A 26,734-nucleotide genomic window follows, 5' to 3' on the forward strand; every position below is an offset into this window, starting at 1 on the left:
CCGCCGCGCATGTATCGCCCGGGAATTATCTAATGAAACGTTCTTTGATAGTGGCTTTCAGTTTGTCTGTTCTGGCCAGTTCAGCTTTTGCCGCTGACGGTTATGACCGTACCCACGCCGCCACTTTTACTGAAGATGGCTACAACAGCACCCGCTCGGCCAATTTTGCCGAAGACGGCTATGACAGCACTCGCTCGGCCAGCTTTGCCGAAGACGGCTATGACAGCACCCGCTCGGCCAGCTTTGCTGAAGACGGCTATGACCGTACCAACGGCCATCGTCTCAGCTAACACCGCTTCGACCTGACGCCCGGTAGCTGCCGGGCGTGGTCTGCCTTGCAACAAATCTCCCTTCCCTCCCGCTCATGCCACAGGTCATTTGGTCGCCCAGACCCATGACAAAAAAACTTCTGCCCCGGCAAACCCTCGCCCAGCCGCAGCCTTGCTTAAGCCCTGGACAAATTTAGGGCGTTTCGTCGCATCTCCAGCAAAAAAACTGGCTGAAATACCTTGTGCAAAAGCCTTATACTGCGGCCATCAAAAAGGCTTGGCATATCCCCTTCGCGGGCTAAAAAACCACGCTGCTACGGCCTCAAGGCCCAGGGCAAGTGCAGGCACGACCTCCTTCCCTGAACGACAGCGGTACAAGCCAACGTACACATTCATGTTTTTGCGTGAGCACAACGCTACTGCAAGCAACATTTCTTAGATCCAAGTGGCCTATGGCCGCGTAAAAACCAAACCATAAGTGTTTTCACGCAGCTATCAGGCCCTCACGCAGGAGACGACACGTCATGCTGAGCTGGGACGAATTCGACAAAGAAGACGAAGGCGAAGTCGCTGTTAAAGGCGCCAACGCAGGCCACGCAACCGAAGCCAACATGGACCGCCTCGACGCCGCTGGCGGCGTAGCTGCCCAGGAAGCCCGCGCAGTCACGGCTACCGACTCGGCCGCGATCATTCGTGCCAAAGCCGCGCTGGACAACCTCGACATTGCTGAAGGTCTGGCCGAACTCGAAGGCGCTTCCGCCCGTGTAGCGGTTGACGAAAAAATGATGATCAACTGCCGCGCCGACCTGAACCAGCTCGTACCGTTCAAGTACGACTGGGCGTGGCAGAAATACCTGGACGGTTGCGCAAACCACTGGATGCCGCAAGAAGTCAACATGACCGCCGACATCGCCCTCTGGAAAAACCCGGAAGGCCTGACCGACGACGAGCGCCGCATCGTGATGCGCAACCTGGGCTTCTTCTCGACTGCCGACTCCCTGGTTGCCAACAACCTGGTACTGGCCGTATACCGCCTGATCACCAACCCGGAGTGCCGCCAGTACATCCTGCGCCAGGCTTTCGAAGAGGCGATCCATACCCACGCCTACCAGTACTGCATCGAATCGCTGGCCATGGATGAAGGCGAGATCTTCAACATGTACCACGAGATCCCGTCGGTTGCTAAAAAAGCTACCTGGGGCCTGAAATACACCCGTTCGATCTCTGATCCGAAGTTCGAAACCGGTACTGTCGAAACCGACAAAGAGCTGCTGCGCAACCTGATCGCCTACTACTGCGTTCTGGAAGGCATCTTCTTCTACTGCGGCTTTACGCAGATCCTGTCGATGGGTCGTCGCAACAAAATGACCGGGGTTGCCGAGCAGTTCCAGTACATCCTGCGCGACGAATCCATGCACCTGAACTTCGGCATCGACGTGATCAACCAGATCAAAATCGAAAACCCGCACTTGTGGGACGCTGAAATGAAGGAAGAAGCTTCGCAGATGATTCTGCAAGGCACCCAGCTGGAAATCGAATACGCTCGTGACACCATGCCACGCGGCGTATTGGGCATGAACGCAGCGATGATGGAAGACTACCTCAAGTTCATCGCCAACCGCCGCCTGTCGCAAATCGGCCTGAAAGAAGAATACCCGGGCACGACTAACCCGTTCCCATGGATGAGCGAAATCATGGATTTGAAGAAAGAGAAAAACTTCTTCGAAACACGGGTCATCGAATACCAAACCGGCGGTGCATTGAGCTGGGATTGATACACCGGGTTGGTTAAAGCCACACCGGGTAAATAAAAAGGGCCAACCATGTTGGCCCTTTTTAGTGGCATCGAAATTTTTATTTACCCTTTATTAAACTCAAAAAGCCGGAATCCGCCTGCCATAGTGCGGCGAGTTTCGTGTGAGACTTTCCAGCAGCTTCCAGATTTCTCAGCTCCTCAACGGCTACAGCCCACCAAAGAGGCGTACACGCCTCAAGATAGGGTAATTGGCTACCCGCCTTACCCAGCAGATAGAGTTTGGCAGTTTTTCGAGAGGTACTGCATTGCCCCCTCAATTTCCACCTCAGCTGTAAACGGTGACGCAGCGAGACCCTGGGAAGACGGTCAGGAACGGCAAATGATGCTTGCGGTAAACCCTCACGATAGCCCTCACCCTGCTTATTAAAAAAAACCCGGTACATTGCATGGTGATAGTGCTTCACCGAGAAGTAATGATTAATGCAGTCATTGGCCGCAATCACTTTTCGACCATGCAGCATAAACGATATAGCAATTTGCTCAATCGTAAGAAGTGTTGCTCCATGGTGAGCCCATTGATCAATCAAACTAATTACACCTTCAAAAATATGACCGTTGGTTTTGGTCATCCCGCAAACCCCGCTATTGAACAGCTTCAACCACGGTGCGGGGGCTTTATTTTCAGCGTCGAGCTGTGTAACCAGTTTACGAAACCCCAGACGCCGGGAAGCATCTGCCCAACTCAACTCAAACTTATCCATCAAAAAATGATTATCAGAGACCCGTTTAAACAACTGGGCCGGGTCTTTGAAAAAAACCGTATCGGTATCAACGAAAATGGTTTTGCCAGACAGCGCAACGCCCGCCTGGATAGCGCAAGCCTTACGCCGGTGATAATAACCGCCTGCCCCTTGCCAGGCGTCCAGCACCTCAACGCTCAGAGGCAACACGCTCACAGGCCAGCCATCAAATGCCTCAGGCTGATCAGTCATCAGTGTGATCGTAAAGTCAGCCGGATCTTTTCTGTAGCGCAACGCCGACAAAATACTGAATTTTGCTTCAAGCCGATAAACTTCTTTGTCGCCATACAGCAAATACAGGAGTTGATTGATACTGTTGGTGGGCTCACCTATGGCTTCCATCATCTTTTTTATACCGTTCTTGCAGATAAGGGTAAACGTTTAAACAGTCATCATCCGACCACTGAAAAACTGTTTAAAAGTTCTCTTTTACATTAACCGCACACACCCAGCGACAGAGAAAACCCCAGATACCTTTTGCAACTGACTTATTGCTGATTTTCGCCGCAAGGCTCCCACCCTGAATACAACGTGGGTGTCTTCGTAGAAGGTGATGGCTGCTTCAACAGATACAAGTGTGCAAACTTTATGGGCATTATATTTTGATAGCGTCAATGTGCAGGCTAAGCACTGGGACATCCCTGATATGGGAACCAGTCTTAAGCTTATTTAAAATAAAAGAGTTAGGATTTTTCTGATTTCAACGAAGAAAGCTCTGCTAACCGTGCCCCCGCGATGACGTGAGCAACATGGGCGTTTTCCGCGAAAAGATTACACACACCCCACTATCGAAATTTTCGACCCATGCTCTTCGCGCAAAAGCTCATAAAAATGCAGCCAGACAACAGATTTCGCCCCTCGGCACTTATCAAAAAATGAGTTTGTTCCGGCACCAAGATAGCTGTATAAAAACACAGTACATTTTCAAGCACTGACTCAGCCCTGGAGAAACCCATGCCTCATTCAGCCACGCGCAGTACGTTTGAACGTATCGTCATCAATCAATTTACCCCGCTGCACTGCTCGCAGGCCCGCGAAATGCTGGGCTGGAATCGCGAGTACCTGAGTGAGCAGTCCGGGGTTTCAGTCTCGGCCATTGAACGCTTCGAGTCACAAGCCCCCGTTCGCGACGTAACCCGGCTGGCCCTGGCCTATAGCCTTGAGGCGCAGGGCCTGGTGTTCTTTCCCGGCTTTACCCCCGGTCGCGGGGGAAATGTTCGCGGCACAACACCAGACCCGATGGGGCGCGAAGATTTTGCTCTGATCGAGTGAAATACGGCCCTATTGCCCTGGGGTTTCTACCTCAAGCCACCAGGCACGGCCCCGGTGAGGGGTTAGCAGATTGAAAGCCTCACCCATTTGTGGCGTTGTAATCAGCACTTTGCGCTGCTCTGCCAACGCCACAATGCGCTCAAACGGCTCGAACCAGGCATGAAAGGCCAGATCAAAGGTGCCGTTGTGAATAGGTAACAACCAACGCCCGTTGAGGTCGTTGTGCGCTTGCAGGCTGTGTTCGGGCTGCATATGCACATCGGGCCAGTCGGTGTTGTAGGCACCCGTCTCCATCAGGGTCAGATCAAATGGCCCAAACTGCTCGCCGATCAGCTTGAAACCGTCGAAGTAACCTGAATCTCCACTGAAGAAGATTCGCACGTCATCAATGATCATCACCCAGGATGCCCAAAGCGTCTGGTTATGATCAAACAGGCCGCGGCCTGAAAAGTGCTGGGAAGGAGTCGCGATAAAGCGGATACCTGCAAGTTGGGTGCCCTGCCACCAATCCAGTTGCTGAACCTTGCTGGCTGGTACTCCCCATTTGACCAGCAAGTCGCCCACACCCAGCGGCGCCAAAAACTGCTGTGTTTTGGCGGCCAGTTGCAATACGGTTTTTTGGTCCAGGTGATCGTAATGATTGTGGGAAAGAATCACTGCTTCCAGTGGCGGGAGCTCATCAAGGCTGATGGGCGGCGCATGGAAGCGCTTGGGGCCAGCCCACTGGAACGGCGATGCACGCTCAGCATAGACCGGGTCGGTCAACCAGTACTTTCCCTTGAGCTTGAGCAGCAGAGTCGAGTGACCCAACCGGTACACACTGAAATCCGCAGCCTCGTCCAATTGCTCACGGGTCAGCGGTTTGACCGGGATCACACCTGCAGGGCGAGTGCTCGCAGGCTTTTGGAATATCATTCTCCAAAAAATGCCCAAGGTTTTGCCGATACTGGAAGGCGGCCTGACGCCAGCATTTTGAAATGCACCTTTATGACGCTCAGCGGGCTTAGGCCCCTCTGCACTGCTTGAGTCGAGTGCCATGGCTTGAAGGCTCCAGTCAAAAGTGATTAATACTCTGTTTACAGGCCTGTTAGAGGATGATCGACATTCTACTGGCATCCTTCTGCGCCGCAGCTTGCCCTCGACTTAATAAGCTAATCTAGTCCCCATAACTGTTTCAGAATTTTCGGAACAGATGGGGTGTATTCTCGACAAGGCTGACCGACCAGCCAACAATCGATAATGCAGTACCCGACAGTTGCCAGAAACTCCGCCCGCACATCTTGCGCAGATAGACATGGACAATAAAAGAGGCAAAGGGTTGTCGTTCGCCAAGCGTATTTATGCGCCGCGAGTGATTGGCTCAGGGTTTGGCAGTATCGGGCTAATGGCCGCCCTCTACCCCCTCGACAGATCCATATGGGTTTGGCCACTACTGCTGCTAAACGCGTTCGTATGGCCTCACCTGGCCTATCAATTGTCATCGCGTGCAACCTATCCCTACCGGGCTGAACGTCGAAATATTTTGATTGATTCCATGTGCGGAGGGTTTTGGGCGGCGGCTATCGAGTTCAATCCGCTGCCTACGGTGATCATCGTGTCGATGATGACCATGCACAACGTGGCTGCCGGAGGGCCAAAACTGCTGGTTCGCGGAGCGCTGGCGCAGCTGGCAGGCGCCCTGGTCGCGTTGCTGCTGTTCGGCTTTGCGTTTACACCCCATACCACCAGCCTGCAGGTCTATGCCTGCGTACCCGTGCTGATTCTTTACCCTTTTGCTGTAGGCATGGTCAGCTATGGTCTGGCAATCACCCTGGCCGAGCATAAACGCACCCTCAGTACCCTCAGCCGCACCGATAGCCTGACCGGGTTGCTTAATCACGGCTCATGGAAAGACCTGCTGCAACTCAGTTTCCAGCAAAGTCTGGAGCGCAATTCTCCGGCGACTCTGGCGCTGATTGATATCGATCACTTCAAACAGATCAACGACACCTACGGGCATATTGTCGGCGACAGTGTATTGCGCCAGCTCAGCAAGGAGCTCAAGGACAATTTGCGTACTGAAGACCTTGCAGGCCGCTACGGCGGTGATGAATTCTGCGTCATCCTGCCCAATCGCACCCTGGACCAGGCCCGGGAAATCATGGAACGGCTGCGCCACGTGATTGACAACTATCAACACGCCGACGAGCCCGGCCTGTGCGTTAGCCTGAGTATCGGGCTTGCCACTTGCCGCCCCGAACTCCTCCAGGCCAGCACGTGGCTGAACGAGGCAGACAAAGCGCTGTATATCGCAAAGAATACAGGGCGCAACAAAATCAGTGTTGGCGCAGCAGACACCCTTGCTGAATCACAGCTGAGCAATGATCCGGTATAGAAACAGGGCCCGGGCAGCGCTATTCAACTGATGCAGCGACGCAAGGCCGAAATCTCGGGCACATCCTGGCGCTGCATATACACCCTCAAGGGCTCGGTGATGTTCAGGCGGTCATCGATATTCTGATCCAGCAACAACTGAATCAACTCGCGCTTGAGAGTCATGGTGCCAGCACCATCGGCCTGCCAGACAAATTCGCTGGTGGGCGTGATGTTGTCGTCGGCGACATCCATTCCAAATGAATCTTCACTGAAACGGACAATGTGCTGGCCTGTCTTACGATTGAAACCAACAAAGCCGCTAAGTAGGTCGGCGGCCTGACAGATGAGTTGCGAAGTGATACGCATGGTAAACCTCACTGATGAGCCTGAAAGGCTCCGGGACGGTGGTTTACACGCAAGTTCGATTGCCTGCCCCTCTGCCGGGGACGTTGATGTGGCCAAGAATACTGCACATCTTCACGAAAAACCGCTAAAAAACACCCTCTGTTTTTCTGATTGAAAGGAACTCAACCAATGCCTGACACTTTTGGCAAAAACGCCCTGCTGCTGAGCCTGCTCCTGGGCTTGGGTGGCGTACAGAATGCTGGCGCATCCAATGCGACCGAGGCGGCACTGGCCAACGCTCATGGCATACCGCGCCCGGCGGTGATCGCCCATCGCGGTGCGTCCTTCGATGCTCCGGAATCAACCGCTGCCGCCTACACCCTTGCCAGGGATCTGGGGGCTGACTATCTGGAAATGGACCTGCAACGCAGCAAGGACGGCGTTCTGTTTGCGCTGCATGACAACAGCCTGTTGCGCACCACTGACGTCGCCAAAAAGTTTCCGCAACGCAAGGACAGCCCGGCCAGCGCCTTTACCCTGGCCGAGCTTAAAACCCTGGATGCCGGCAGTTGGTTCAACCAGGCTTATCCGGATCGCGCGCGCCCGTCCTATGTCGGGCTGCCGATCCTGACCCTGGACGAAATTATCGATATCGCCCAGGGCAATCCACAGTACAAACCGGGCCTCTACATCGAAACCAAAGAGCCCAGGCAGTTCCCGGGCCTTGAACACGATCTGAAAAACAAGTTGAGCGAACGCGGCTGGCTTGAGCCCGTTGCCTCGGCAGAGGCGGAAGGCAAACCACTGGTCGGCCAGGGCAAAGGCCGGGTCATGTTGCAAACCTTCGACAAAAACAGCCTTGAGCTGCTGCAAAAAGAAATGCCCGACACGCCGAAGATCCTGCTGTTATGGGTAGGTGAAGGCGGCATGAAGCCCAGCACCTCAGTCAGTTTCGCCGACTCCGGCGAAAAGGATAAAGCCGCGTACTACGCCAAACAGCATCCCAAGGACAAAGCCGAGTTCATCCAGTGGCTCGACTTTGCCAAGGCCAACGGTGCCATCGGCACAGGCCCTTCGGCAGCCTTGACCCACGGGGGTGACCAGAGCTACTTCGACCTGATCCAGCCCTGGATGAACAGCGCCGCCCATGACCGGGGCATGCTGGTACATGTTTACACCCTCGATGCCCCCGTTGACTTCAAAAAGGCAATGGACGCAGGTGTCGACGGCATCTTCACCAACCGCGCCAGCGAGTTGCTCACGTATTACCAGCGCCCGGTGCCACAAAGCGTCAATCAGTTGCTGGAGAAAAATGGCTTTTAAACCTGCAAGCCGGCAAGGGGCGAAAATTAAGGGTGAGTTAAGTTGCGCCGGTTAATCTGATCCCACTTGAACAGATCAACCCAAAGGGACTCAACATGAAAAAACTTAATCTGGTATTTGCAACTGTTGCCCTGGCTCTGACTGCCGGTATTGCTCAGGCCGATGTACGCCCGGACCATATCCCGGGCCTGATCAAATCGGGTGAAATCACCTCGTTTGAAAAGTTGAATCAAGCAGCACTGGACAAACACCCTGGCGCGACCATTCTCGATACCGAGCTTGATCACTCCTACGGCAAGCTGGTGTATGAAGTTGAATTGCGCGATACCAAAGGCATCAAATGGGACGTAGATCTCGACGCAAAAACCGGCGAAGTGCTGCAAGACAAACAAGACACCTGAGTTGATTTGAATAAAAGGCTGCGCCACTCTTCATGGGTGGCGCGGCCTTTTTATTTAGCGCTTGCTTAGGAATAAGTGCCGCGCTCAAGTGTTCTGGCTAGAATCATCTTTTTGAGCTCGAGCTTTTACCATGACGCACGGCACGGCTGACGATATCGCGACAATTAACCGGATCAGTGCCGTACCTGCAATGTTGCAGGTGATTACGGAAATGACCGGTATGCGCTTTGCTGCCGTTGCCCGTGTCACCCAGACCACCTGGACCGCCTGCGCGGTACTCGACAAGCTGGGTTTCGGTTTGCAGTCCGGTGGCGAGCTGGACCTGGTCAGCACCCTGTGCTTTGAAAGCATGAACTCGCACCTGCCGATCATCATTGATAAAGCCAGCGCCGATCCGCTGTACCAACACCATCACACGCCGCGGATTTATCGCTTCGAAAGCTACATCACGATTCCGGTATGGCGCACTGACGGTAGTTTTTTCGGCACCCTGTGCGCACTCGACCCCGAGCCTGCAAGCCTCAGGAACAGTACGATCCAGTCCACAATGGAGTCATTCGCACGCCTGCTGTCGCTGCAAATTGACGCCGAAGAAAACCTGCAACGTACAGAAACCGCGTTGGAGCAGGAGCGTGAAACCGCAGAGCTGCGCGAGCAATTTATCGCTGTTATAGGCCATGACCTGCGCAACCCGTTATTCGCCATCACCACAGCCGCAGAGCGCTTGCTACGGGTGCACCCAGACCCCTCCACCGATGTCCTGGTCAAGCATATCCTGAGCTGCGGCAACCGTGCCTCGCAGCTGGTTGAGGACGTTATGGACTTTGCCCGCGGACGGCTCGGTAGCGGCATCCCGCTGACGCTGCGCGAGTGCCCCGATCTCGACCAGGTCTTCATCCATGTCATCTCGGAACTGCAAAGCGTTCATGCACAACGTTCCATCCGCTCAGACATAGGGCCACTTGAGGGCATCCGCTGTGACAGCGGCCGCCTGGCCCAACTGCTCTCCAACCTGTTGACCAATGCCATCACCCATGGCTGCCCCGACGGGCCCGTTGACATCTCGGCACTGGTACTCAATGGGGTATTCACCCTGAGGATCTGCAACCAGGGCGAGCCCATCCCGGCCGAACAACTGCCGCATTTGTTCAAACCCTACTCACGCCCGGCCACCGACACTCCCCAGGCCGGACTTGGCCTTGGGCTGTATATTGCCAGCCAGATCGCCCTGTCCCACGGCGGCCATATGGAAGTCACCTCGGACCAGGACCAAGGCACAGTCTTCACCTTCAGCATGGCGCTGCCCTGATGCTCTGACGCCCTCGACTGGTATGTGAGACGACATCTTATGACCGCCCGGCCGCGACGCTAGCCATTTGCCATATAGGGGCTAAGGTACTGGCTGTAGACGTTTTAATTGAAATTTCGCCATGTTCGAAAGGAGTCGTTCATGCACACCAAAATTGAGCTGAAACCGCGTTCAACCAGCCGTACTGAAAAACTCGCAGCGCTGCTCTATAGCCTGTTCAGCTATCTGTTTTTTCTACTGACATTTGTTTATCTGATAGGTTTTCTGGGGAATGTCGCCGTCCCGAAAAGTATCGATTCGGGGCCAGGCCTGGCATGGCCCTGGGCGCTTGTGGTCGATGTGCTGCTGATCACCGTATTTGCCCTGCAACACAGCATCATGGCGCGCAAAAGCTTCAAGCGCAGGTGGTGTCATGTCATACCGCCAGTTATTGAACGAGCCACTTATGTCCTGGCCTCCAGTGCGGTGCTGGCGCTTATATGCTGGCTGTGGCAGCCGATCGATATCAGTGTCTGGAGTGTACAGTCGCCCTTGTTTGCGGGGTTACTTGTCACGCTGTACTGGTTCGGATGGGGGTTGGTGCTGCTGGCCTCTTTCATGATCAGCCACTTCGAATTGTTTGGCGTCAAACAGCCCTTTGACACCCTGCGCCAACCAAAACCCGTAAACAACGCATTCAGAACCCCCGCGCTCTACAAGCTCGTGCGTCACCCGTTGTATCTGGGATTCCTGATCGCTTTCTGGGTAACGCCCGAGATGAGTGTCGGGCACCTGGTGTTTGCACTGACAAGCACCCTTTACATTCTGATCGGCACCCAACTGGAAGAGAAAGATCTGGTTGAGCTGTTTGGAGACAAGTACCGGGTTTATCAAAAAAACGTCGGCATGTTGCTGCCCTCTCTACGCCGCAAGTCCGGCACCGGGCGCTGACCCACGAATAAATCTGTATTTAGAACCGTGATGGGTAGAAACTGACGCGCTGTTCAGCGGCTACTGACACTGCCTGTCAGATGCCTCCTATTGCGCCTCGATAGAACCCCGACATGAACACCCGCCTATGCGCTTATGAAGACCTGACACCCCGCCAGCGCGAGCAACTGCGCGAGATAGAAGTTCGCCCTGAGCAGATTGCTTTTTGCGGCACCATCGAGTCTGCCCTGCACTCGTTGCCGGTCCAGCCGCAGGCGGGCATCAAAGGGCTGGTGCTGCTCAACGACGAGTTGCCAGTGGCATTTTTGCTTCTCAAGCGCGAGCCGCTTCTGGCCCACTGGGCTGAGCCGGGCTGCGCCACCTTGCACGCACTACAGGTCGACAGCCGTGCTCAGGGCCAGGGATTGGGCAAGGCCTGTTTGCGCGAGCTTGCCAGGGCCATTGAACAGATATGGCCCGAGATTCGCCAATTGATGCTCTCGGTCAGCCCGTTCAATACCAGCGCCATGGCTTTTTATCTGAGCCAGGGCTGGGTCGAGCAAGGCGAGGCCTATCGTGGTGAGCGACGGTTGGTGCTGTCGCTGGCCCCCATGCTGCCCCTGCAGTTGCAGGCAAGCTAAGCAGACTTTTTGATCGGCAGCCAGATTTCCAGCAGCCCCGTACCGGTGTCCGCATTGAAATCTGCGCTGTAGCGCTCGAACTCGGGCGCATCAGCGGCTTGGTAGCCCGAATTTGGCAACCAGTCTTTCCAGATCGCCTGAAAGGTCTGACCAAGCGTGTCCAATGCCCCGTGATGCTCAAAGACCGCGTAAGACTGCTCTTGCAGTTCAATCCAGCGATACCGCTCAGGCAGATCATCAAGCTTGCTGATAGCCACGCCAGCAATGTATTCAAAACCACCCTCGCCATCAGGATTACAACAAACACCGTAGGTTTCATCGCCAATTTGGCTTGGTACTTTGCCGATTTCGGGAATGAATTTTTCCCATAACAGCGGGATTCGATCAACGCTCTCCTCAGTGAAACGGCCACCCAAACCCGCGATCAATTGAAACTGGCCTTTGGCAAATCGCGGCGCTGACAGCTCGAACTTTTTTAGTTGGTCCATGGGGCATGCTCGATGGAGGAAGTAGGAAACCTAGCATCTGAGTATAGGAACAAAACCACATACAGGTCGGATCAGCGAAAAATAGACGCTGACAGCACCTAGACAAAAGGCCATCAGCGCCCGTATTGTTTCGTCCAGACCACCGCAGTGGTCAACGTCGCTCGGACGGTTCCGGGCGCTTACGTATCAGAGGCACACATGGCAGACCAAGGTTCGCCGCGACGCTTTGCGCGCATAGATCGACTCCCCCCCTACGTTTTCAATATCACTGCCGAGCTGAAGATGGCCGCCCGCCGCCGTGGCGAAGACATCATCGATTTCAGCATGGGTAACCCTGACGGCCCGACACCTCCCCACATCGTCGAAAAACTCTGCACCGTCGCGCAACGTGAAGACACTCACGGCTACTCGACTTCGCGGGGAATTCCACGCCTGCGTCGGGCCATTTCGCGCTGGTATGCCGACCGTTACAACGTTGAGATCGATCCCGAGCACGAAGCCATTGTCACCATCGGCTCCAAGGAAGGCCTGGCGCACTTGATGCTTGCCACCCTGGATCAGGGCGACACCGTGCTGGTGCCCAACCCCAGCTACCCGATTCATATCTACGGTGCCGTGATTGCCGGTGCCCAGGTGCGTTCGGTACCGCTGATCCCCGGCGTGGACTTTTTTGCTGAGCTGGAAAAAGCTATCCGCGGCTCCATCCCCAAACCGAAAATGATGATCCTGGGCTTCCCGTCCAACCCGACGGCGCAGTGTGTCGAACTGGATTTCTTCGAGCGCGTGGTGGCCCTGGCCAAGCAATATGATGTGCTGGTTGTGCACGATCTGGCCTACGCCGATATCGTCTATGACGGCTGGAAAGCGCCTTCGATCATGCAAGTACCGGGCGCCAAGGACATCGCCGTGGAGTTCTTCACGCTGTCCAAAAGCTACAACATGGCAGGCTGGCGTATCGGTTTTATGGTGGGCAATCCTGAGCTGGTCAATGCTCTGGCGCGAATCAAGAGTTACCACGACTACGGCACCTTTACCCCGCTGCAAGTGGCGGCAATTGCTGCACTTGAGGGTGACCAGCAATGTGTGAAGGATATTGCCGAACAGTATCGTCAGCGCCGTAACGTGATCGTCAAAGGGCTGCACGAACTGGGCTGGATGGTCGAAAACCCGAAAGCTTCGATGTATATCTGGGCCAAGATTCCCGAACACTACGCCCACCTGGGCTCACTGGAATTCGCCAAGAAGCTGCTGGCAGATGCCAAGGTCTGTGTTTCGCCGGGGGTAGGCTTTGGGGAGTACGGTGACGACCATGTGCGCTTTGCCCTGATTGAAAATCAGGATCGCATTCGTCAGGCGCTGCGTGGAATTCGCGCTATGTTCCGCGCTGATGGCTTTAACGCTGGCTAAAACGACTGTGGGAGCTGGTAAACCAGCTCCCACAGGTTTATTGGTGCTTTAAACCACCAACGACAGCAGCAGAATAAAGATCAAACCTACAACCGAGAGGATGGTTTCCATCGCGGTCCAGGTCTTGAAGGTTTCAGCCACGGTCATATTGAAGTACTGCTTCACCAGCCAGAAACCTGCGTCGTTGACGTGAGACAGGATCAACGAGCCTGCGCCGGTTGCCAATACCAGCAGCTCACGGTTCACACCCGGAATCATGTCCACCACCGGCAACACAATCCCCGCCCCGGTAATGGTCGCTACGGTCGCAGAACCCGTCGCGATACGAATCACTGCAGCCACCAGCCAGGCCAGCAAAATCGGCGAAATTTGCGCGTTTACCGCCATATGGCCGATCACGTCACCCACACCGCTGGCTACCAGCATCTGCTTGAAACCGCCGCCCGCACCAATGATCAGAATGATCGCTGCGGTAGGAGCCAGGCTCGCGTCCAGCAGCTTGAGGATGCGTTTGGAGTCGATACCCTGGCGGGCGCCAAAGGTGTACAGCGCCAGCAGCAATGCCAGCAACAGCGCACTGATCGGGTGGCCGATCATGTCCATCCACACACGGAAGAAGTTGCCATCGGGCAGCGCCACGTCGGCGAACGTCTTGAGCAGCATCAGGAATACCGGCAACAGCACGGTGATCAGGGTGATGGAAAAACTCGGCAAGGTGCTGGATTCCGGCTCACTGGCCAGTTGATCCATGAGGTCCTGGGATGCATGGCCCGGGATGTACTTGGCGATAAACGTACCGTAAATCGGTCCGGCAATGATCGCGGTAGGCAGAGCAACAATCAGGCCGTACAGAATGGTCTTGCCGATGTCGGCACCAAACACGCCAATGGCCAGCAGCGGGCCCGGGTGCGGCGGTACCAGCCCGTGAACAGCCGACAAGCCGGCGAGCAGCGGGATACCGATCTTGATGATCGACACGCCAGTACGTCGCGCAACGATAAACACCAGCGGAATCAGCAGTACAAAGCCGATTTCGAAGAACAATGGAATACCGACCAGAAAGGCGGCAAACATCATTGCCCACTGCACCTTGTCCTTGCCGAAGGCACGGATCAGGGTACGGGCGATCTGGTCAGCACCACCGGAGTCGGCCATCATTTTGCCAAGCATGGTGCCCAGCGCCAGGATGATCCCGACAAAGCCCAACACGCCGCCAAAACCATCCTGGAACGACTTGATGATCAGGTTGGCAGGCATGCCGGCCGTCAGCCCCAGAAACGCAGAGGCGATGATCAAGGCAATAAAGGGGTGCAGTTTGAATCGGGTGATCAGTACGATCAGGCCGATAATGGTCACCACTGCATCAAGCAGCAGAAACGTATTATGGGACATGCCTAGCATGGGGCGTCTCCTGCCTTTTTGTTGTTATCAAGTACGGGGGTGCAGCTACAGCCGAGGCAGATAGCGCTATCTGTTTGAAACAACATCATGAAGTTGCCATTACCGTCTGCTCGCACCACCAGTCTCGGGCGGCGCTTGCTAATTGCTTAACGTTCATCTGGGCTGCATTCAGAGTCAGCACCAAGGATTCATTGGTCGGTGATTCAAGCGCAGCGAACTGGCTGTCGATCAGGGTCTTGGGCATAAAGTGCCCCGGACGATCGGCCACCCGGGCAGCCGCCACCTCAGGGGTCAGCTCCAGAAACACAAAACCCAGACCATCTACCGCACTGCGTAAACGCTCGCGATAACGCAGCTTGAGTGCCGAACAGGTCAGCACCGGGCGCTGACCACTGGCAACCGCACGACGCAATTCGTCGCACAGGCTGTCAAGCCAGCCGGCACGGTCTTCATCGGTCAGGGGAATACCGGCACTCATCTTGGCAATGTTGGCCGCCGGGTGAAACGCATCGCCTTCAATCGGGGTCGCGCCATTGAGCTGGCACAATGCCTGGCTAACGCTGGATTTGCCGCAGCCGGCAACACCCATGATGACCAGAGCAGTGATAGGTTGACTCATGAAACACCTCAGTCCGTAGACAGCGCTGTCTTTGTTCATGCGTTCAATACTTGAAAGCAAAGCACAAAGCTTAGGCTACCGACGTCTATTTCTCATTTTTATGGGGAGACGCGGAGACGCTCTCGACATACAAAGCTGGGGTAACTGATTTACACGCAATCAGGCAATTGCGGGTCCGCCAGGACAGCGCTACCTTAGTGACTTGTTTTTTGTTTGGCAAGCCGCCCTGATGACCACCTCCAAAAACGATAAAAACACCCGGACCACGGGTCGCCCCACCCTTAACGAAGTTGCCCGCCTTGCGGGGGTCAGCCCCATCACCGCCTCGCGAGCCCTGCGCGGTATCAGCAGCGTTGCCACGGAGCTGGCCGAAAAGGTCCGTGTTGCTGCCGACGAGCTGAACTATGTGGTCAATCCCGCCGCCCGCGCGCTAGCTTCGGCGCAGAGTCATTCTGTCGTGGTGCTGGTACCTTCGCTGTCCAACCTGCTTTTTATAGACACCCTCGAAGCCATCCATGACGTGTTGCGCCCCCGTGGCTTTGAAGTATTGATCGGCAACTTCCACTATTCCCGTGACGAAGAAGAAAATTTGCTGCGCAACTATATGGCCTACCAACCCCGAGGCCTGCTGCTGACCGGTTTTGATCGTTCGGAAAGCTCACGGCGGATGATCGAGACCAGCAATGTACCCTGCGTGTACATGATGGAGCTGGATGCCGCCGAGGGCTTGAACTGCGTCGGCTTTTCACAGCTGCAGGCCGGTGAAACAGCTGCCCGGCACTTGATCTCCCGTGGCCGCAGACATCTGGCCTATATCGGCGCCCAGCTCGATCAACGCACGTTGCTGCGCGGTGAGGGTTATCGCCGCACTTTGCAGGAAGCCGGACTGTACAACCCTGATCTTGAAGTACTGACGCCACGTCCGTCTTCGGTTGGCCTGGGGGGCGAATTGTTCCTGCAATTGCTCGCCAGCCATCCACAAGTGGATGCGATCTTTTTCGGCAACGACGACCTGGCCCAGGGCGCCTTGCTTGAGGCTGCACGCATCGGCATCAAAATCCCGGAGCAAATCGCCGTACTGGGCTTTAACGACCTCCCGTCTTCAGAGTTTATGGTGCCTCGCCTGAGCAGTATTCGTACGCCCCGGGAAGCCATTGGCCGTCGCGCAGCCGAGCAGATGCTGACACTGATGGCAGGCAATAAAGTTGCCAACCCTGTTCAGGACATGGGCTTTGAACTCATGGTGCGTGAAAGCAGTTAAAGCCCCTCACCCTCATCATGTACACAGTACAGCTTTAATGCAGTTGCAACGTCGAGTTGAACTGGCTGATGGCATCGACCACATGCCGGGAGCCTTGCTGGATTTCCAGAATCGCTTCCCCGGCCTCATTTGCCAGCTCAACACCAAGCCCTGTGCGGCTAAGGCTCGACTGCATGCTGGTCACAGCGCTCAGCGACAGATCATGATTTCGACGCACCACTTCGACAATTTCCAGGGTGGCAGCACTGGTGCGCGCCGCAAGGCTTCTGACCTCATCGGCCACCACGGCAAAGCCGCGCCCGTGCTCCCCCGCCCGCGCTGCCTCGATCGCGGCATTGAGCGCCAGTAAATTGGTTTGATCCGCAATACCACGAATGGTCTGCACGATCTTGCCGATACTGTCCGACTGTTTGCTTACCGCATCAATGCTCTGCGCTGCTTCATTAAGGTCTTTGGAAATGGCCTCGATGATTTGCACGGTTTGCTGCACCACCTGCGAGCCCTTCTGCGCGCAGGCATCGTTTTGCACCGAAGTGCTGTGGGCCGATTCGGCGGCAGTCTGCAGGTTGGTGACCTGAGCAGTGATATCACTGGCGAATTTCACCACTTTGTACAGGCGCCCCCTGGCATCGAAGATGGGGTTATAGGAGGCCTCGAGAAACACCGTATGACCGTGTTTGTCGACCCGCTCAAATCGTCTGGAATGGTACTCGCCGCGATTGAGCGAGGCCCAGAAAGCCTTGTAGCCGGCTGACTCGGCCTCGCTTCGACGACAGAACATGCCGTGATGCTGGCCGACAATTTCGCTCAGCGAGTAATGCATGGTGTCGAGGAAGTTCTGGTTGGCATTGATTACCCGCCCATCCGGTGAAAACTCGATCACCGCCATCGACCGGCTCAGGGCGTTTACGATGCTCTGGGTTTCGTGTTCTTTATTGATTCGATCTGTGACATCCGAAGCCACCTTGATGACACGCACAACGTGCTGGTCAGCGCCGACGATGGGCATGTAACTGGCTTCCAGCCACACCTCACGCCCCGCCTTGTCGAGCCGTGAAAAGGTGCCGCTCAAAGGTTCGCCTCGGGCCAGGTCCCGCCAGAAATTGTTGTACTCACTGGATTTAACGTAAGCCGCTTCGCAAAATAGCCGATGGTGCTTGCCCCGAATCTCGTCAGCGGAATAACCCACAACCCGACAAAAATTCTCGTTGGCATCCAGAATGGTGCCGTCAGGGGCGAACTCAATAATTGCCATGGAACGGCTGATAGCCTGCACTTTAGCGGCCATGTCATTTAATAAGCCGCTAAGACGTTGATTTTCGAGCAGATCGGCTTTGCGATGCGAATTAAACATGGCTCAATCCCTGGAGGTGCTGTCTATTGATAATTCAAAAGTTTCAAGACGCAGCCAATCAGCTGGGTATCTCACTCTTAACGTTAGAGCTGTACGCACTTCGAGGGTTTGAGCACTTATGGCTACGACCCCGTAAACATGGAGCATAGCTAGCCAAATGACGCGCGCAAGCAAATGGCCATCAACCTGCGACGGAACGCTCACGCTTTAAAAATTTACCAAATGGATGATGCAGTATTAAAAGTGACAGGGCCCCGAGGAGCGGGCCCCGGTAAATCCACTTAATGACCAAACAATCCGGTATCAGTTTTTTTGGCTTTCTTGTCAGCGCGTTTTTCATCGGCTGTTTTAGCCGGCTTTTTCTTCGCTGCTTTCTTTGAATCCATACCTTTGGACATGTTATGCACTCCAGTAACCAGGGTTGTTCACTGAGGTATAGCACTGATCCATGGTGAACTTTCATTTAAAGTCGGTTATTTCGAAATGAATGCGTATGTGTACCCTTTAATTCCGAATACAGATCACCCACACTATTCAGATAACCCGCAGAAATCTGCCTTTTAGTTATTTATACTGCGCGCCCCTCCCCCGAGCCTGTGGACTTATGACTGCCATTATTTACGCCCCGCTTGAAGCGGCTTTATGGCCACTGATGAACAAGTTTTATCGCACACATCAATCATCGATGAAGGCGGTCAGGGAAGCGCAGTTATGGGTCGCCCGCAAAGAGGGGATTATTGCCGGTTTATGTTTGCGGCCAATGGCTCACGGCCACTGGCTGACCGGGCTTTTTGTCGCGCCAGCGCTACGCGGCCAAGGGGTGGCTGGCGATCTGGTCAGCCAGGCAATAGCTGCCGTCGATGGCCCGATCTGGTTGTTCTGCGACCCGCAGTTGCAGGGGTTTTATGAAAAGCTGGGGTTTAGCCTGGAGGTGGAATTGCCCCATGCCCTACATGAGCGGCTGGTTCGCTATCAACGCAACAAAGCGATGATAGCGATGGGCCTTACTCCTTGGTGTGCGGATCCAGATCAGGAAACAGCACCTCAATAAAACCGAACTTGCTGAAGTCCTTGATCCGTGACGGATACAGACGACCGATCAAGTGATCGCACTCATGCTGCACGACCCGCGCATGAAACCCCTCTGCAATCCGTACGATTGGCTCACCCTTGGGGGTGAAACCTTCGTAGCGGATCTTGTGGAAGCGCTCGACGACCCCACGTAGACCCGGCACCGACAGGCAACCCTCCCAGTCCTCTTCAACTGCCGGGCTCAGCGGCGTGATCAGCGGGTTGATCAGAATGGTCTGCGGCACGGCTTCGGCATCCGGGTAACGCTCGCTGTGCTCGAAACCGAACACCACCAGTTGCAGGTCAACGCCAATCTGCGGCGCTGCCAGGCCCACGCCGCCAGCGTGTTCCATGGTCTGCAACATATCGTCGAGCAGTTGCCAGAGTTCTGGCGTGTCGAACATCTCATCCGGCACCGGTTGGGCCACACGTAATAAACGCTCATCACCCATTTTCAGGATTTCACGAATCATGGTCAGGTTTCATCAGAAGTGGATTTAAGGGAGTGGTCGCGGCCAAGGCCAGAGACATGCTGCTTTGGATCAGGGTCGGCAGACTCATCGAATGTCTTCTCGCCCGGATTTTTGCCTTCAGCCGACATATGTTCGATCACAGCATTCATTTCAGCGCCCAGCAACAGCACCGCGGCCGAAATGTAGAAGTAAAGCAACAGCACGATGATTGCACCGATACTGCCATACATGGCGTTGTAGTCCGCGAAGGTTTTGACATAAAAGGCAAACCCCAAGGAAGCCACAATCCAGACCACTACCGCCAGCACCGAGCCCGGGGTAATAAAACGGAATTTCTGCTCAACATCGGGCATCACGTAATACATCAACGCCACTGCCACCATCATCAGCAAAATAATCGCCGGCCAGCGCAGGATGGTCCACAGCGTGACCACAAAGTCTTCAAGCCCCACCTGCCCCGCCAGCCAGCTCATCACCTGCGGTCCGAGCACCATCAGTGCGGCGGCGACCAGCAGCATGCCGGCAATGCCGATCGTGTAGAAAATCGACAGCGGAAAACGTTTCCAGACAGGGCGCCCTTCAACCACGTCGTAGGCAGCATTCATTGCGCTCATCATCAGGCGCACACCCGCAGAAGCCGTCCATAGCGCAATGACGATACCTACCGAAAGCAATCCGCCCTTGGATTGCTGCAACTGGTCGATCACCGGGTTGACCTGCTCCAGCGCTTGCGGCGGCAGTACCAGTTCGGACTGCAGGCGCAACCAGGTAAAGAAGTCTGGCAGATGCAAAAAACCGATCAATGCAATCAGGAACAGAATGAAAGGGAATAACGAAAACAGCATTTGATAGGCCAGCGCCGAGGCGTAGGTCGACATTTCATCGTCGATAAATTCCTTGACCGTTCGGATCAAGACTTTGCCCAAAGGCAGGCCGTTCAAGCCTGGGAATAACATAGCGTCTCCTTTCGCCGCACCGTTAATGAGGTCAACACGCCTCCAAGCGAAGGGTTTTACCTAAAAGTAGCCCAATTGGCGACTTTGAAAATACCGGATCGCCAAACCCGTAAAAAGGCCAACCCAACATTGACCTTGTGGTCCGGCATCGAGTTTCATTTATTTTCTGCCCATCATTTCGTCGATCAGCGCAGGTTGGGCTTTATGTTTGCCCGCTAACCCCCGAGAATACGCGACGTATTCAGGCTATGGCGCTGAAGATCCGCAATTGTAGGAAGGTTATGAAACTCGATAAAAAGCTGGCTATTGCCCGCAGGAACCAGGAACTCGGCGGCGCGGTACTCGGCGTCAACAACTGCCATTTCGCCGCACTGAACACCAACAAGAACATCTGGTGGTTCGATATTCCGCTGGCGCGCCTGGCCGTCGGCCAGTACGAATGGGTGCATCTGCTCCTGCACACCCCAAGCACCGACGAACTGCTGCACCTGAAGGTAACGACTGCATTCCTGCGTGAAAAACGCGAAGGCATGGTAGTACGTGCAACGCACAAGCGTACGCCGACCATGAGCCTGGAGTTGAGTGCAGACAAGGACTCCTATCTGCAGGACGTGCGTCCTACAGGTACTGGCGTCAACTTCGCACAGTTTTTACAGAAATAAACCCAAAGGCCAAAACCTGTGGCCGACCTGTAGATACTCTGTTGCAGGTCAAGCCCTATTGTGGGAGCGAGCCTGCTCGCGAACGACCTTCGCGAGCAGGCTCGCTCCCACAGTTGCAGTGTTCCTTCGGCAGCTGCTACAACAGACCTTCACCGTATCAAAACGAAAAATCCCCGCATTGCGGGGATTTTTCGTATCCAGGCCTGTTACTTCTTGAGGCCCAGCTTTTTCAGTTCTTCGTCTCGCAACTCACGACGCAGGATCTTGCCCACGTTGGTGGTCGGCAAGCTGTCGCGGAACTCGACGAACTTGGGCGCCTTGTAAGCCGTCAGGTTGGCACGCATATGCGTCATGACCTGTTCCTTGGTCAGCGTCATACCCGGCTTGACCACGATAAACACCTTGATCAGCTCACCGGTCTTCTCGTCCGGAATACCGATTGCAGCGCACTGCAATACGCCCGGCAAGGAGGCCATCACGTCTTCCAGCTCGTTGGGGTAAACATTGAAGCCCGACACCAGAATCATGTCTTTTTTGCGATCAACGATACGCATGTAGCCATCAGGCTGAATCACTGCGATATCACCGGATTTCAACCAGCCTTCGCTGTCCATGATCTCGGCGGTGGCGTCAGGACGCTCCCAGTAGCCTTTCATGACCTGCGGGCCCTTGATGCACAGCTCGCCGACTTCACCCAGCGGCAGCTCTTCGCCGGCATCGTTAATCACTTTGCACAGGGTCGAAGGCACCGGAATGCCAATGGTACCGATCTGAATGCTCTGGGCCGGGTTGACCGTGGCTACCGGACTGGTCTCGGTCATGCCATAACCTTCGCAGATCGGGCAACCGGTCACGGTCTTCCAGCGCTCGGCCACCGACAGTTGCAAGGCCATGCCACCCGAGAGCGTCACTTTGAGGGCCGAGAAATCCAGCTTGCGGAACGCCTCGCTGTTGCACAGCGCCACAAACAGGGTATTGAGGCCGACAAAACCGGTGAATTTCCACTTGGACAGCTCTTTGACCATCGCCGGTAAATCACGGGGGTTACTGATCAATACGTTGTGATTGCCCAGTAGCATCATCGCCATGCAGTGAAAGGTAAAGGCGTAGATGTGATACAGCGGCAAAGGCGTAATCAGGATTTCACAACCTTCATCGAGGTTGGAGGCCATCAATGCCTTGCACTGCAACATGTTGGCGATCAGGTTGCGATGGGTCAGCATCGCGCCCTTGGCCACACCGGTAGTGCCGCCCGTGTATTGCAGCACGGCAACATCACTGCTCACCGGGCTGGCTTCCTTGACCGGCTGGCCCTGGCCTTTGCTCAGCACGTCGTTGAACTTGACGGCCTGTGGCAAATGATAAGCAGGGACCATCTTTTTCACGTACTTGATGACGCTATTGATCAGCACCCGCTTGAAAGGCGACAGCATGTCAGCCACTTCGGTGACGATCACATACTTGACCGACGTCTGGGGCACGACTTTTTCAGCCAGATGCGCCATGTTCGCCAGGCACACCAGTGCCTTGGCACCGGAATCCTTGAACTGGTGTTCCATTTCCCGCGCGGTGTACAGCGGGTTGGTGTTGACCACAATCAAACCGGCGCGGATGGCTCCGAACACAGCAATCGGGTATTGCAACAGGTTGGGCAGCTGCACGGCGATGCGATCGCCCGGCTGCAAGTCGGTGTGCTGCTGCAACCAGGCTGCAAAAGCGCCCGACTGCTCATAGAGCTCACCGTAGGTAATGGTTTTGCCGAGGTTACTGAACGCCGGTTTATCGGCGAAACGCTGGCAAGATTCCCGCAGTACCGTCTGAATATTTGGATATTCATCTGGATTGATTTCAGCAGCAATCCCAGCTGGGTACTTATCCTTCCAAAAGCCTTCAATCATGGAAGCCCACTCCTCAGCGTCGCGAATTCTTCACCGCATCGGGTGCGGTTCTTATTTGTTTGATTTTTATAATGGACAGCTCTGACTTTCACTTACCCTGAAGTCACAAAGCGCGCCGAGAGTAGCAGCTTTGCCAAAGGCCGCCTAGAGCCAAAAACCGGGTTTAGAGTAACCAACCTGACTGTAGGACAATCCAAAGTCATCATTAGTGCAAACACTCTATTAACTAAGTAAGCCCTCTATCTCAAGCATTACAACCCCTTATCCTAGACATAAAAAAACGCTCGCGGCCTTTCGGCCAGCGAGCGTCTGTCGCCACAGTGAACGAATCAGGCGGTATCCCGTAACTCACGACGCAGGATTTTTCCAACCGGCGTCATGGGCAAGGCATCACGCAACACGATTTGCTTGGGCACCTTGTAACCGGTGAAATTGTCCTTGCAGTAAGCCGTGAGTTCCTCAACCGTCACCCCGCCTGCGCGCGGCACCACAAACAGTTTAACCGCCTCCCCCGTGCGCTCGTCGGGGACGCCGATAACCGCGCAATTGGCAACTTTGGGATGCGCCATCACGATGTCCTCGATTTCGTTGGGGTACACATTAAAGCCGGAGACAATAATCAGGTCTTTCTTGCGATCGACGATGCGGACAAAACCGTCCGGATCAATCACGGCGATATCACCGGTCTTGAACCAGCCCTCGGCATCCAGTACTTCGGCCGTGGCCTCGGGGTTTTGCCAGTAGCCCTTCATCACTTGCGGGCCTTTGACGCATAACTCGCCGCGCTCACCCAGCCCAACCTCATTGCCATCATCGCTGATCACCTTCATCAGCGTTCCCGGTACCGGCATGCCCACAGTGCCCAGACGCGCCTGCGGGCCGTAAGGGTTGGCACTGGCCACCGGTGAGGTTTCAGTCAAGCCATAGCCTTCGACGATGCGACAGCCGGTGAGCCTTTCCCAACGCTCAGCTGTGGTCTTGACCAGCGCAGTACCGCCTGAGTTGGTGAGCTTGAGGTGGGAGAAATCCAGGTCTTTAAAGTCAGGATGGTCCATCAGAGCCACAAACAGGGTGTTCAAGCCCAGCAACCCGGAGAACTTCCAGTTTTTCAGCTCCTTGATAAAACCCTTGATATCGCGCGGATTGGTAATCAACAGGTTGTGATTGCCCGTAACCATCATGCACATGCAATTGGCCGTGAATGCGTAGATATGGTAAAGCGGCAACGGTGCCACCATGATCTCTTGACCGTCCTTGAACATCGGCAGGCCATCTTCGGCATGCTGGGACAGGCACGCACGAATCTGCTGCATATTGGCGACCAGATTGCCATGGGTGAGCATCGCGCCCTTGGGCAGGCCGGTGGTGCCGCCGGTGTACTGCAGGACGGCGATATCATCCAGCGTTACCGCCAACGGGCGGATCACCTGCCCCGCGCCCCGGCGCAAGACGCTCTTGAAGGAAATGGCCTGGGGCAACTGATAGGCAGGCACCAGTTTTTTCACCTTGTCGACCACCAGGTTGGTGATCCAGCCTTTGGCGGCCGGCATCATGTCGCCCATTCTGGCTTCGATCAGGTAGTCGATTTCGGTGTCTTGCAGCACTTCCTGTACCCGCTTGCCGAACATGTTCAGGTACACCAGCGCCCGAATCCCGGCGCTCTTGAACTGATGGCGCATCTCGCGCGAGGTGTAGAGCGGGTTGGTGTTGACCACAATCAGCCCGGCACGCATCGCGCCGAAAACGGCAATCGGGTATTGCAGGGTATTGGGCATTTGTACGGCGATCCGGTCACCCGGTTTGAGATCGGTGTACTCCTGTAGATAACCGGCAAACGCGGCACTGTGACGCTCAAGCTCGGCATAGGTGATGGTCACACCCAGATTGCTGAAGGCCGGGCGATCCGCGAATTTCTTGCAGGAGCGTTCAAACACGTCAACGACCGACTTGAAGGCCGTCATGTCGATATCCAGCGGTACACCGGCGGGACGTTTGTCATTCCAGAAATCAGGTTGCATTGTATTTATCCTCGTACCTGAGAGTGCCTGGCCGCGTCTCTTGTCTAAGGAAAAGCGCAGCCTGCGGACGGTAACAGTTATCAAGTTGTAGGCAAATACAGCGATCTTCGCCATTTACATCTTGAATCTTATTACTGCGTGCCCCCCGTTAACTGGCCCCCTCGCAAATGCGCGATACACTGCTACGACAACAAATAAAGGAAATGCCATGACCCCTGAGACTTTCTGGCTGGAAGCGAATGACCGCAGCGGTCTTTTCGTTAACCAGTGGCTGCCGGACAGTACACCCAGGGCTGTTGTCCTGCTGGCTCATGGCATGGCTGAACACAGTGGCCGTTATACGCACCTCGGCCAGGCCCTGTGTGCTGCCGGCTTTGCCCTGTATGCCCATGATCAGCGCGGTCACGGTAAAACAGCCGAGCGCGGCACCCTGGGCTATTTTGCCGACAATGATGGCTGGTGCGCGGTGGTCAGCGACGTGGCCAGCCTGAGCCGGCATATCGGCCAGGCCCACCCTGGCATACCGGTTTTTTTGCTCGGGCACAGCATGGGCAGCTATATCGCGCAGGCGTATGTGATGCATCACAGTGCCAGCCTGCAAGGGGTGATTCTGAGTGCTTCGAATTTCCAGCCGGTGGCGCTCTATCGTGCAGCCAGCCTGATCGCCCGATTAGAGCGTTGGCGCCAGGGAGCCAAGGGCCGCAGTGCGCTGATCGAATGGTTGTCGTTCGGCTCGTTCAACAAGGCCTTCAAACCCAATCGCACGCCGTATGACTGGCTCAGCCGCGATCCGGCCCAGGTCGATGCCTACGCCAGCGACCCCCTGTGCGGCTTTCGGTGCACCAACCAACTGTGGATCGACCTGCTCGGCGGGTTGCAGCAAATCAGCAAAGCGTCCAATCTCGCTCAGATCGATCCGGGCCTGCCGCTGCTGATAATCGGCGGCGAATGTGATCCGGTGAGTGAAGGCAAGCGTCTCACTGATCTGGCCAGGGCATTGCGAAATGCCGGCAATCGTCAGTTGCAACTGAATCTGTATCCGCAAGCGCGGCATGAACTCTTCAACGAAACCAACCGCGATGAAGTCATGGCTGATGTAATTAAGTGGCTAAATCAGGCATTGAGCCACTCCCGCCCGTCGCGAAGCGAATGAGCGAAAAACAGATTTACACCTAAAAAGCTTTTAAAATCATAGCTTTAAAACCAAACACTCGTCACAGGACATGCGCTAGATGACTCAGGTTACCAACACCCCGTACGAAGCCCTCGAAGTCGGCCAGACAGCCAGCTACAGCAAAACCGTCGGAGAGCGTGACATTCAGCTTTTTGCGGCCATGTCCGGCGACCACAATCCGGTGCACCTCGACCCCGAGTTCGCCGCCGCCACCATGTTCAAGGAGCGTATTGCCCATGGCATGTTCAGTGGTGCGCTGATAAGTGCTGCCGTAGCCTGCGAGCTGCCTGGCCCGGGCACCATCTATGTCGGCCAGCAAATGAGCTTTCAGAAACCGGTGAAAATCGGTGACACCCTCACCGTGCGCCTGGAAATCCTGGAAAAACTGCCCAAGTTCCGTGTGCGCATTGCTACTCGCGTATTCAACCAGCGCGATGAAATCGTTGTTGATGGCGAGGCCGAAATCATTGCGCCACGCAAGCAACAAACCGTGACCCTGCCGGTACTGCCTGCGATCAGCATTGGCTAAAACGCAATGTGGGAGCGGGCTCGCTCGCGATAGCATCAACTCG

The 26,734-nt window shown here is 55.2% G+C and carries 26 protein-coding genes and 1 pseudogene; 15 read left to right on the plus strand and 12 right to left on the minus strand.

Annotated elements, in window-relative coordinates:
* The first annotated feature begins 32 nt into the window (after positions 1-32).
* The gene (locus tag V6L81_RS20610; protein WP_095019707.1) at positions 33-290 is read left to right on the plus strand and encodes a heme utilization protein; all 258 of its coding nucleotides are present in this window, start codon (positions 33-35) and stop codon (positions 288-290) included.
* A gap of 503 nt (positions 291-793) precedes the next feature.
* Entirely contained in the window at positions 794-2,044 is a 1,251-nt protein-coding gene (locus V6L81_RS20615) for a ribonucleotide-diphosphate reductase subunit beta (protein ID WP_016782118.1), read from the plus strand.
* A gap of 79 nt (positions 2,045-2,123) precedes the next feature.
* Here the strand turns inward: V6L81_RS20615 and V6L81_RS20620 are convergent, their stop codons facing one another.
* Entirely contained in the window at positions 2,124-3,170 is a 1,047-nt protein-coding gene (locus V6L81_RS20620; protein WP_338660301.1) for a hypothetical protein, read from the minus strand.
* Positions 3,171-3,779: 609 nt separating this feature from the next.
* Here V6L81_RS20620 and V6L81_RS20625 point away from each other — a divergent pair.
* Positions 3,780-4,097, plus strand: coding sequence for a helix-turn-helix transcriptional regulator (locus V6L81_RS20625; RefSeq protein WP_095003246.1), 318 nt, complete (start codon positions 3,780-3,782; stop codon positions 4,095-4,097).
* 9 nt (positions 4,098-4,106) lie between these two features.
* On the opposite strand, the gene V6L81_RS20630 is transcribed toward V6L81_RS20625, so the two are convergent.
* A complete protein-coding gene (locus tag V6L81_RS20630) occupies positions 4,107-5,135 on the minus strand; it encodes an MBL fold metallo-hydrolase (protein WP_095003247.1) in 1,029 nt (342 codons plus the stop codon).
* A 256-nt stretch (positions 5,136-5,391) separates the two neighbouring features.
* Here V6L81_RS20630 and V6L81_RS20635 point away from each other — a divergent pair, with 256 nt between their 5' ends.
* Complete coding sequence (locus V6L81_RS20635; protein WP_095020862.1) at positions 5,392-6,471, plus strand: diguanylate cyclase; 1,080 nt, start codon at positions 5,392-5,394, stop codon at positions 6,469-6,471.
* Positions 6,472-6,494: 23 nt separating this feature from the next.
* Here V6L81_RS20635 and V6L81_RS20640 read toward each other — a convergent pair whose 3' ends face one another.
* Entirely contained in the window at positions 6,495-6,818 is a 324-nt protein-coding gene (locus V6L81_RS20640) for a DUF2025 family protein (RefSeq protein WP_095003249.1), read from the minus strand.
* A 168-nt stretch (positions 6,819-6,986) separates the two neighbouring features.
* Here V6L81_RS20640 and V6L81_RS20645 point away from each other — a divergent pair, with 168 nt between their 5' ends.
* From V6L81_RS20645 to V6L81_RS20665, 5 genes are all read left to right on the plus strand, one after another.
* A complete protein-coding gene (locus V6L81_RS20645) occupies positions 6,987-8,120 on the plus strand; it encodes a glycerophosphodiester phosphodiesterase (RefSeq protein ID WP_095025551.1) in 1,134 nt (377 codons plus the stop codon).
* 95 nt (positions 8,121-8,215) lie between these two features.
* Complete coding sequence (locus V6L81_RS20650; RefSeq protein ID WP_095003251.1) at positions 8,216-8,521, plus strand: PepSY domain-containing protein; 306 nt, start codon at positions 8,216-8,218, stop codon at positions 8,519-8,521.
* Positions 8,522-8,651: 130 nt separating this feature from the next.
* On the plus strand, positions 8,652-9,830 hold the full coding sequence (locus V6L81_RS20655; RefSeq protein WP_095032414.1) for a GAF domain-containing sensor histidine kinase: 1,179 nt from the start codon (positions 8,652-8,654) through the stop codon (positions 9,828-9,830).
* A gap of 141 nt (positions 9,831-9,971) precedes the next feature.
* Positions 9,972-10,760, plus strand: a complete 789-nt coding sequence (gene mddA, locus V6L81_RS20660; protein ID WP_338660302.1) for a methanethiol S-methyltransferase — start codon at positions 9,972-9,974, stop codon at positions 10,758-10,760.
* 113 nt (positions 10,761-10,873) lie between these two features.
* Complete coding sequence (locus V6L81_RS20665) at positions 10,874-11,380, plus strand: N-acetyltransferase (protein ID WP_095019699.1); 507 nt, start codon at positions 10,874-10,876, stop codon at positions 11,378-11,380.
* On the opposite strand, the gene V6L81_RS20670 is transcribed toward V6L81_RS20665, so the two are convergent.
* Positions 11,377-11,868 (minus strand): GyrI-like domain-containing protein, encoded by a 492-nt coding sequence (locus V6L81_RS20670; RefSeq protein WP_095023017.1) that lies wholly within the window; start codon positions 11,866-11,868, stop codon positions 11,377-11,379. The genes V6L81_RS20665 and V6L81_RS20670 overlap by 4 nt on opposite strands.
* A gap of 198 nt (positions 11,869-12,066) precedes the next feature.
* Between V6L81_RS20670 and alaC the strand changes: the two genes are divergently transcribed.
* Entirely contained in the window at positions 12,067-13,275 is a 1,209-nt protein-coding gene (alaC, locus tag V6L81_RS20675; protein ID WP_095003256.1) for an alanine transaminase, read from the plus strand.
* Positions 13,276-13,323: 48 nt separating this feature from the next.
* Here alaC and V6L81_RS20680 read toward each other — a convergent pair whose 3' ends face one another.
* A complete protein-coding gene (locus tag V6L81_RS20680) occupies positions 13,324-14,676 on the minus strand; it encodes a GntP family permease (protein WP_095003257.1) in 1,353 nt (450 codons plus the stop codon).
* Positions 14,677-14,761: 85 nt separating this feature from the next.
* Positions 14,762-15,295 carry a gluconokinase gene (locus tag V6L81_RS20685; protein ID WP_095003258.1) on the minus strand — a complete coding sequence of 178 codons (534 nt, stop codon included), beginning with the start codon at positions 15,293-15,295 and terminating at the stop codon, positions 14,762-14,764.
* Between the two features lie 229 nt (positions 15,296-15,524).
* On the opposite strand from V6L81_RS20685, the gene V6L81_RS20690 reads away from it, so the two are divergent.
* On the plus strand, positions 15,525-16,556 hold the full coding sequence (locus V6L81_RS20690; protein WP_095003278.1) for a LacI family DNA-binding transcriptional regulator: 1,032 nt from the start codon (positions 15,525-15,527) through the stop codon (positions 16,554-16,556).
* A gap of 34 nt (positions 16,557-16,590) precedes the next feature.
* Here V6L81_RS20690 and V6L81_RS24275 read toward each other — a convergent pair whose 3' ends face one another.
* Positions 16,591-17,163 carry a methyl-accepting chemotaxis protein gene (locus tag V6L81_RS24275; protein ID WP_371928113.1) on the minus strand — a complete coding sequence of 191 codons (573 nt, stop codon included), beginning with the start codon at positions 17,161-17,163 and terminating at the stop codon, positions 16,591-16,593.
* Positions 17,140-17,910, minus strand: a pseudogene (locus V6L81_RS24280) (PAS domain-containing protein); the annotation flags it as partial. The pseudogene V6L81_RS24280 and the gene V6L81_RS24275, both read right to left, overlap by 24 nt.
* Positions 17,911-18,514: 604 nt before the next feature.
* Here V6L81_RS24280 and V6L81_RS20700 point away from each other — a divergent pair.
* On the plus strand, positions 18,515-18,961 hold the full coding sequence (locus V6L81_RS20700; protein WP_317757127.1) for a GNAT family N-acetyltransferase: 447 nt from the start codon (positions 18,515-18,517) through the stop codon (positions 18,959-18,961).
* Here V6L81_RS20700 and def read toward each other — a convergent pair.
* Together def and V6L81_RS20710 are read right to left on the minus strand one after the other, a co-directional pair.
* Entirely contained in the window at positions 18,915-19,454 is a 540-nt protein-coding gene (gene def / locus V6L81_RS20705; RefSeq protein ID WP_095003261.1) for a peptide deformylase, read from the minus strand. The genes V6L81_RS20700 and def overlap by 47 nt on opposite strands.
* A 2-nt stretch (positions 19,455-19,456) precedes the next feature.
* Entirely contained in the window at positions 19,457-20,410 is a 954-nt protein-coding gene (locus V6L81_RS20710; RefSeq protein WP_095003262.1) for a YihY/virulence factor BrkB family protein, read from the minus strand.
* A 281-nt stretch (positions 20,411-20,691) separates the two neighbouring features.
* Between V6L81_RS20710 and V6L81_RS20715 the strand changes: the two genes are divergently transcribed.
* Positions 20,692-21,072: a hypothetical protein gene (locus V6L81_RS20715; protein ID WP_016782092.1), complete on the plus strand. Its 381-nt coding sequence runs from the start codon at positions 20,692-20,694 to the stop codon at positions 21,070-21,072.
* Between the two features lie 206 nt (positions 21,073-21,278).
* On the opposite strand, the gene fadD1 is transcribed toward V6L81_RS20715, so the two are convergent.
* Positions 21,279-22,970 (minus strand): long-chain-fatty-acid--CoA ligase FadD1, encoded by a 1,692-nt coding sequence (fadD1, locus tag V6L81_RS20720; RefSeq protein ID WP_095003263.1) that lies wholly within the window; start codon positions 22,968-22,970, stop codon positions 21,279-21,281.
* 329 nt (positions 22,971-23,299) lie between these two features.
* On the minus strand, positions 23,300-24,988 hold the full coding sequence (gene fadD2, locus V6L81_RS20725; RefSeq protein WP_338660303.1) for a long-chain-fatty-acid--CoA ligase FadD2: 1,689 nt from the start codon (positions 24,986-24,988) through the stop codon (positions 23,300-23,302).
* Between the two features lie 208 nt (positions 24,989-25,196).
* Between fadD2 and V6L81_RS20730 the strand changes: the two genes are divergently transcribed.
* Positions 25,197-26,141 (plus strand): alpha/beta hydrolase, encoded by a 945-nt coding sequence (locus V6L81_RS20730; RefSeq protein ID WP_095025547.1) that lies wholly within the window; start codon positions 25,197-25,199, stop codon positions 26,139-26,141.
* 79 nt (positions 26,142-26,220) lie between these two features.
* Positions 26,221-26,691: a MaoC family dehydratase gene (locus V6L81_RS20735; protein ID WP_019829146.1), complete on the plus strand. Its 471-nt coding sequence runs from the start codon at positions 26,221-26,223 to the stop codon at positions 26,689-26,691.
* The last annotated feature ends 43 nt before the right edge of the window (positions 26,692-26,734 follow it).

The sequence above is a fragment of the Pseudomonas bubulae genome, assembly GCF_037023725.1.
GTDB lineage: Bacteria > Pseudomonadota > Gammaproteobacteria > Pseudomonadales > Pseudomonadaceae > Aquipseudomonas > Aquipseudomonas bubulae.

Bases quoted from the DNA above. Each gene is read 5' to 3' on its own strand.
- V6L81_RS20610 (WP_095019707.1), top strand. From the start codon at position 33: ATGAAACGTTCTTTGATAGTGGCTTTCAGTTTGTCTGTTCTGGCCAGT.
- V6L81_RS20615 (WP_016782118.1), top strand. From the start codon at position 794: ATGCTGAGCTGGGACGAATTCGACAAAGAAGACGAAGGCGAAGTCGCT.
- V6L81_RS20620 (WP_338660301.1), bottom strand. From the start codon at position 3,170: ATGATGGAAGCCATAGGTGAGCCCACCAACAGTATCAATCAACTCCTG.
- V6L81_RS20625 (WP_095003246.1), top strand. From the start codon at position 3,780: ATGCCTCATTCAGCCACGCGCAGTACGTTTGAACGTATCGTCATCAAT.
- V6L81_RS20630 (WP_095003247.1), bottom strand. From the start codon at position 5,135: ATGGCACTCGACTCAAGCAGTGCAGAGGGGCCTAAGCCCGCTGAGCGT.
- V6L81_RS20635 (WP_095020862.1), top strand. From the start codon at position 5,392: ATGGACAATAAAAGAGGCAAAGGGTTGTCGTTCGCCAAGCGTATTTAT.
- V6L81_RS20640 (WP_095003249.1), bottom strand. From the start codon at position 6,818: ATGCGTATCACTTCGCAACTCATCTGTCAGGCCGCCGACCTACTTAGC.
- V6L81_RS20645 (WP_095025551.1), top strand. From the start codon at position 6,987: ATGCCTGACACTTTTGGCAAAAACGCCCTGCTGCTGAGCCTGCTCCTG.
- V6L81_RS20650 (WP_095003251.1), top strand. From the start codon at position 8,216: ATGAAAAAACTTAATCTGGTATTTGCAACTGTTGCCCTGGCTCTGACT.
- V6L81_RS20655 (WP_095032414.1), top strand. From the start codon at position 8,652: ATGACGCACGGCACGGCTGACGATATCGCGACAATTAACCGGATCAGT.
- mddA (WP_338660302.1), top strand. From the start codon at position 9,972: ATGCACACCAAAATTGAGCTGAAACCGCGTTCAACCAGCCGTACTGAA.
- V6L81_RS20665 (WP_095019699.1), top strand. From the start codon at position 10,874: ATGAACACCCGCCTATGCGCTTATGAAGACCTGACACCCCGCCAGCGC.
- V6L81_RS20670 (WP_095023017.1), bottom strand. From the start codon at position 11,868: ATGGACCAACTAAAAAAGTTCGAGCTGTCAGCGCCGCGATTTGCCAAA.
- alaC (WP_095003256.1), top strand. From the start codon at position 12,067: ATGGCAGACCAAGGTTCGCCGCGACGCTTTGCGCGCATAGATCGACTC.
- V6L81_RS20680 (WP_095003257.1), bottom strand. From the start codon at position 14,676: ATGCTAGGCATGTCCCATAATACGTTTCTGCTGCTTGATGCAGTGGTG.
- V6L81_RS20685 (WP_095003258.1), bottom strand. From the start codon at position 15,295: ATGAGTCAACCTATCACTGCTCTGGTCATCATGGGTGTTGCCGGCTGC.
- V6L81_RS20690 (WP_095003278.1), top strand. From the start codon at position 15,525: ATGACCACCTCCAAAAACGATAAAAACACCCGGACCACGGGTCGCCCC.
- V6L81_RS20700 (WP_317757127.1), top strand. From the start codon at position 18,515: ATGACTGCCATTATTTACGCCCCGCTTGAAGCGGCTTTATGGCCACTG.
- def (WP_095003261.1), bottom strand. From the start codon at position 19,454: ATGATTCGTGAAATCCTGAAAATGGGTGATGAGCGTTTATTACGTGTG.
- V6L81_RS20710 (WP_095003262.1), bottom strand. From the start codon at position 20,410: ATGTTATTCCCAGGCTTGAACGGCCTGCCTTTGGGCAAAGTCTTGATC.
- V6L81_RS20715 (WP_016782092.1), top strand. From the start codon at position 20,692: ATGAAACTCGATAAAAAGCTGGCTATTGCCCGCAGGAACCAGGAACTC.
- fadD1 (WP_095003263.1), bottom strand. From the start codon at position 22,970: ATGATTGAAGGCTTTTGGAAGGATAAGTACCCAGCTGGGATTGCTGCT.
- fadD2 (WP_338660303.1), bottom strand. From the start codon at position 24,988: ATGCAACCTGATTTCTGGAATGACAAACGTCCCGCCGGTGTACCGCTG.
- V6L81_RS20730 (WP_095025547.1), top strand. From the start codon at position 25,197: ATGACCCCTGAGACTTTCTGGCTGGAAGCGAATGACCGCAGCGGTCTT.
- V6L81_RS20735 (WP_019829146.1), top strand. From the start codon at position 26,221: ATGACTCAGGTTACCAACACCCCGTACGAAGCCCTCGAAGTCGGCCAG.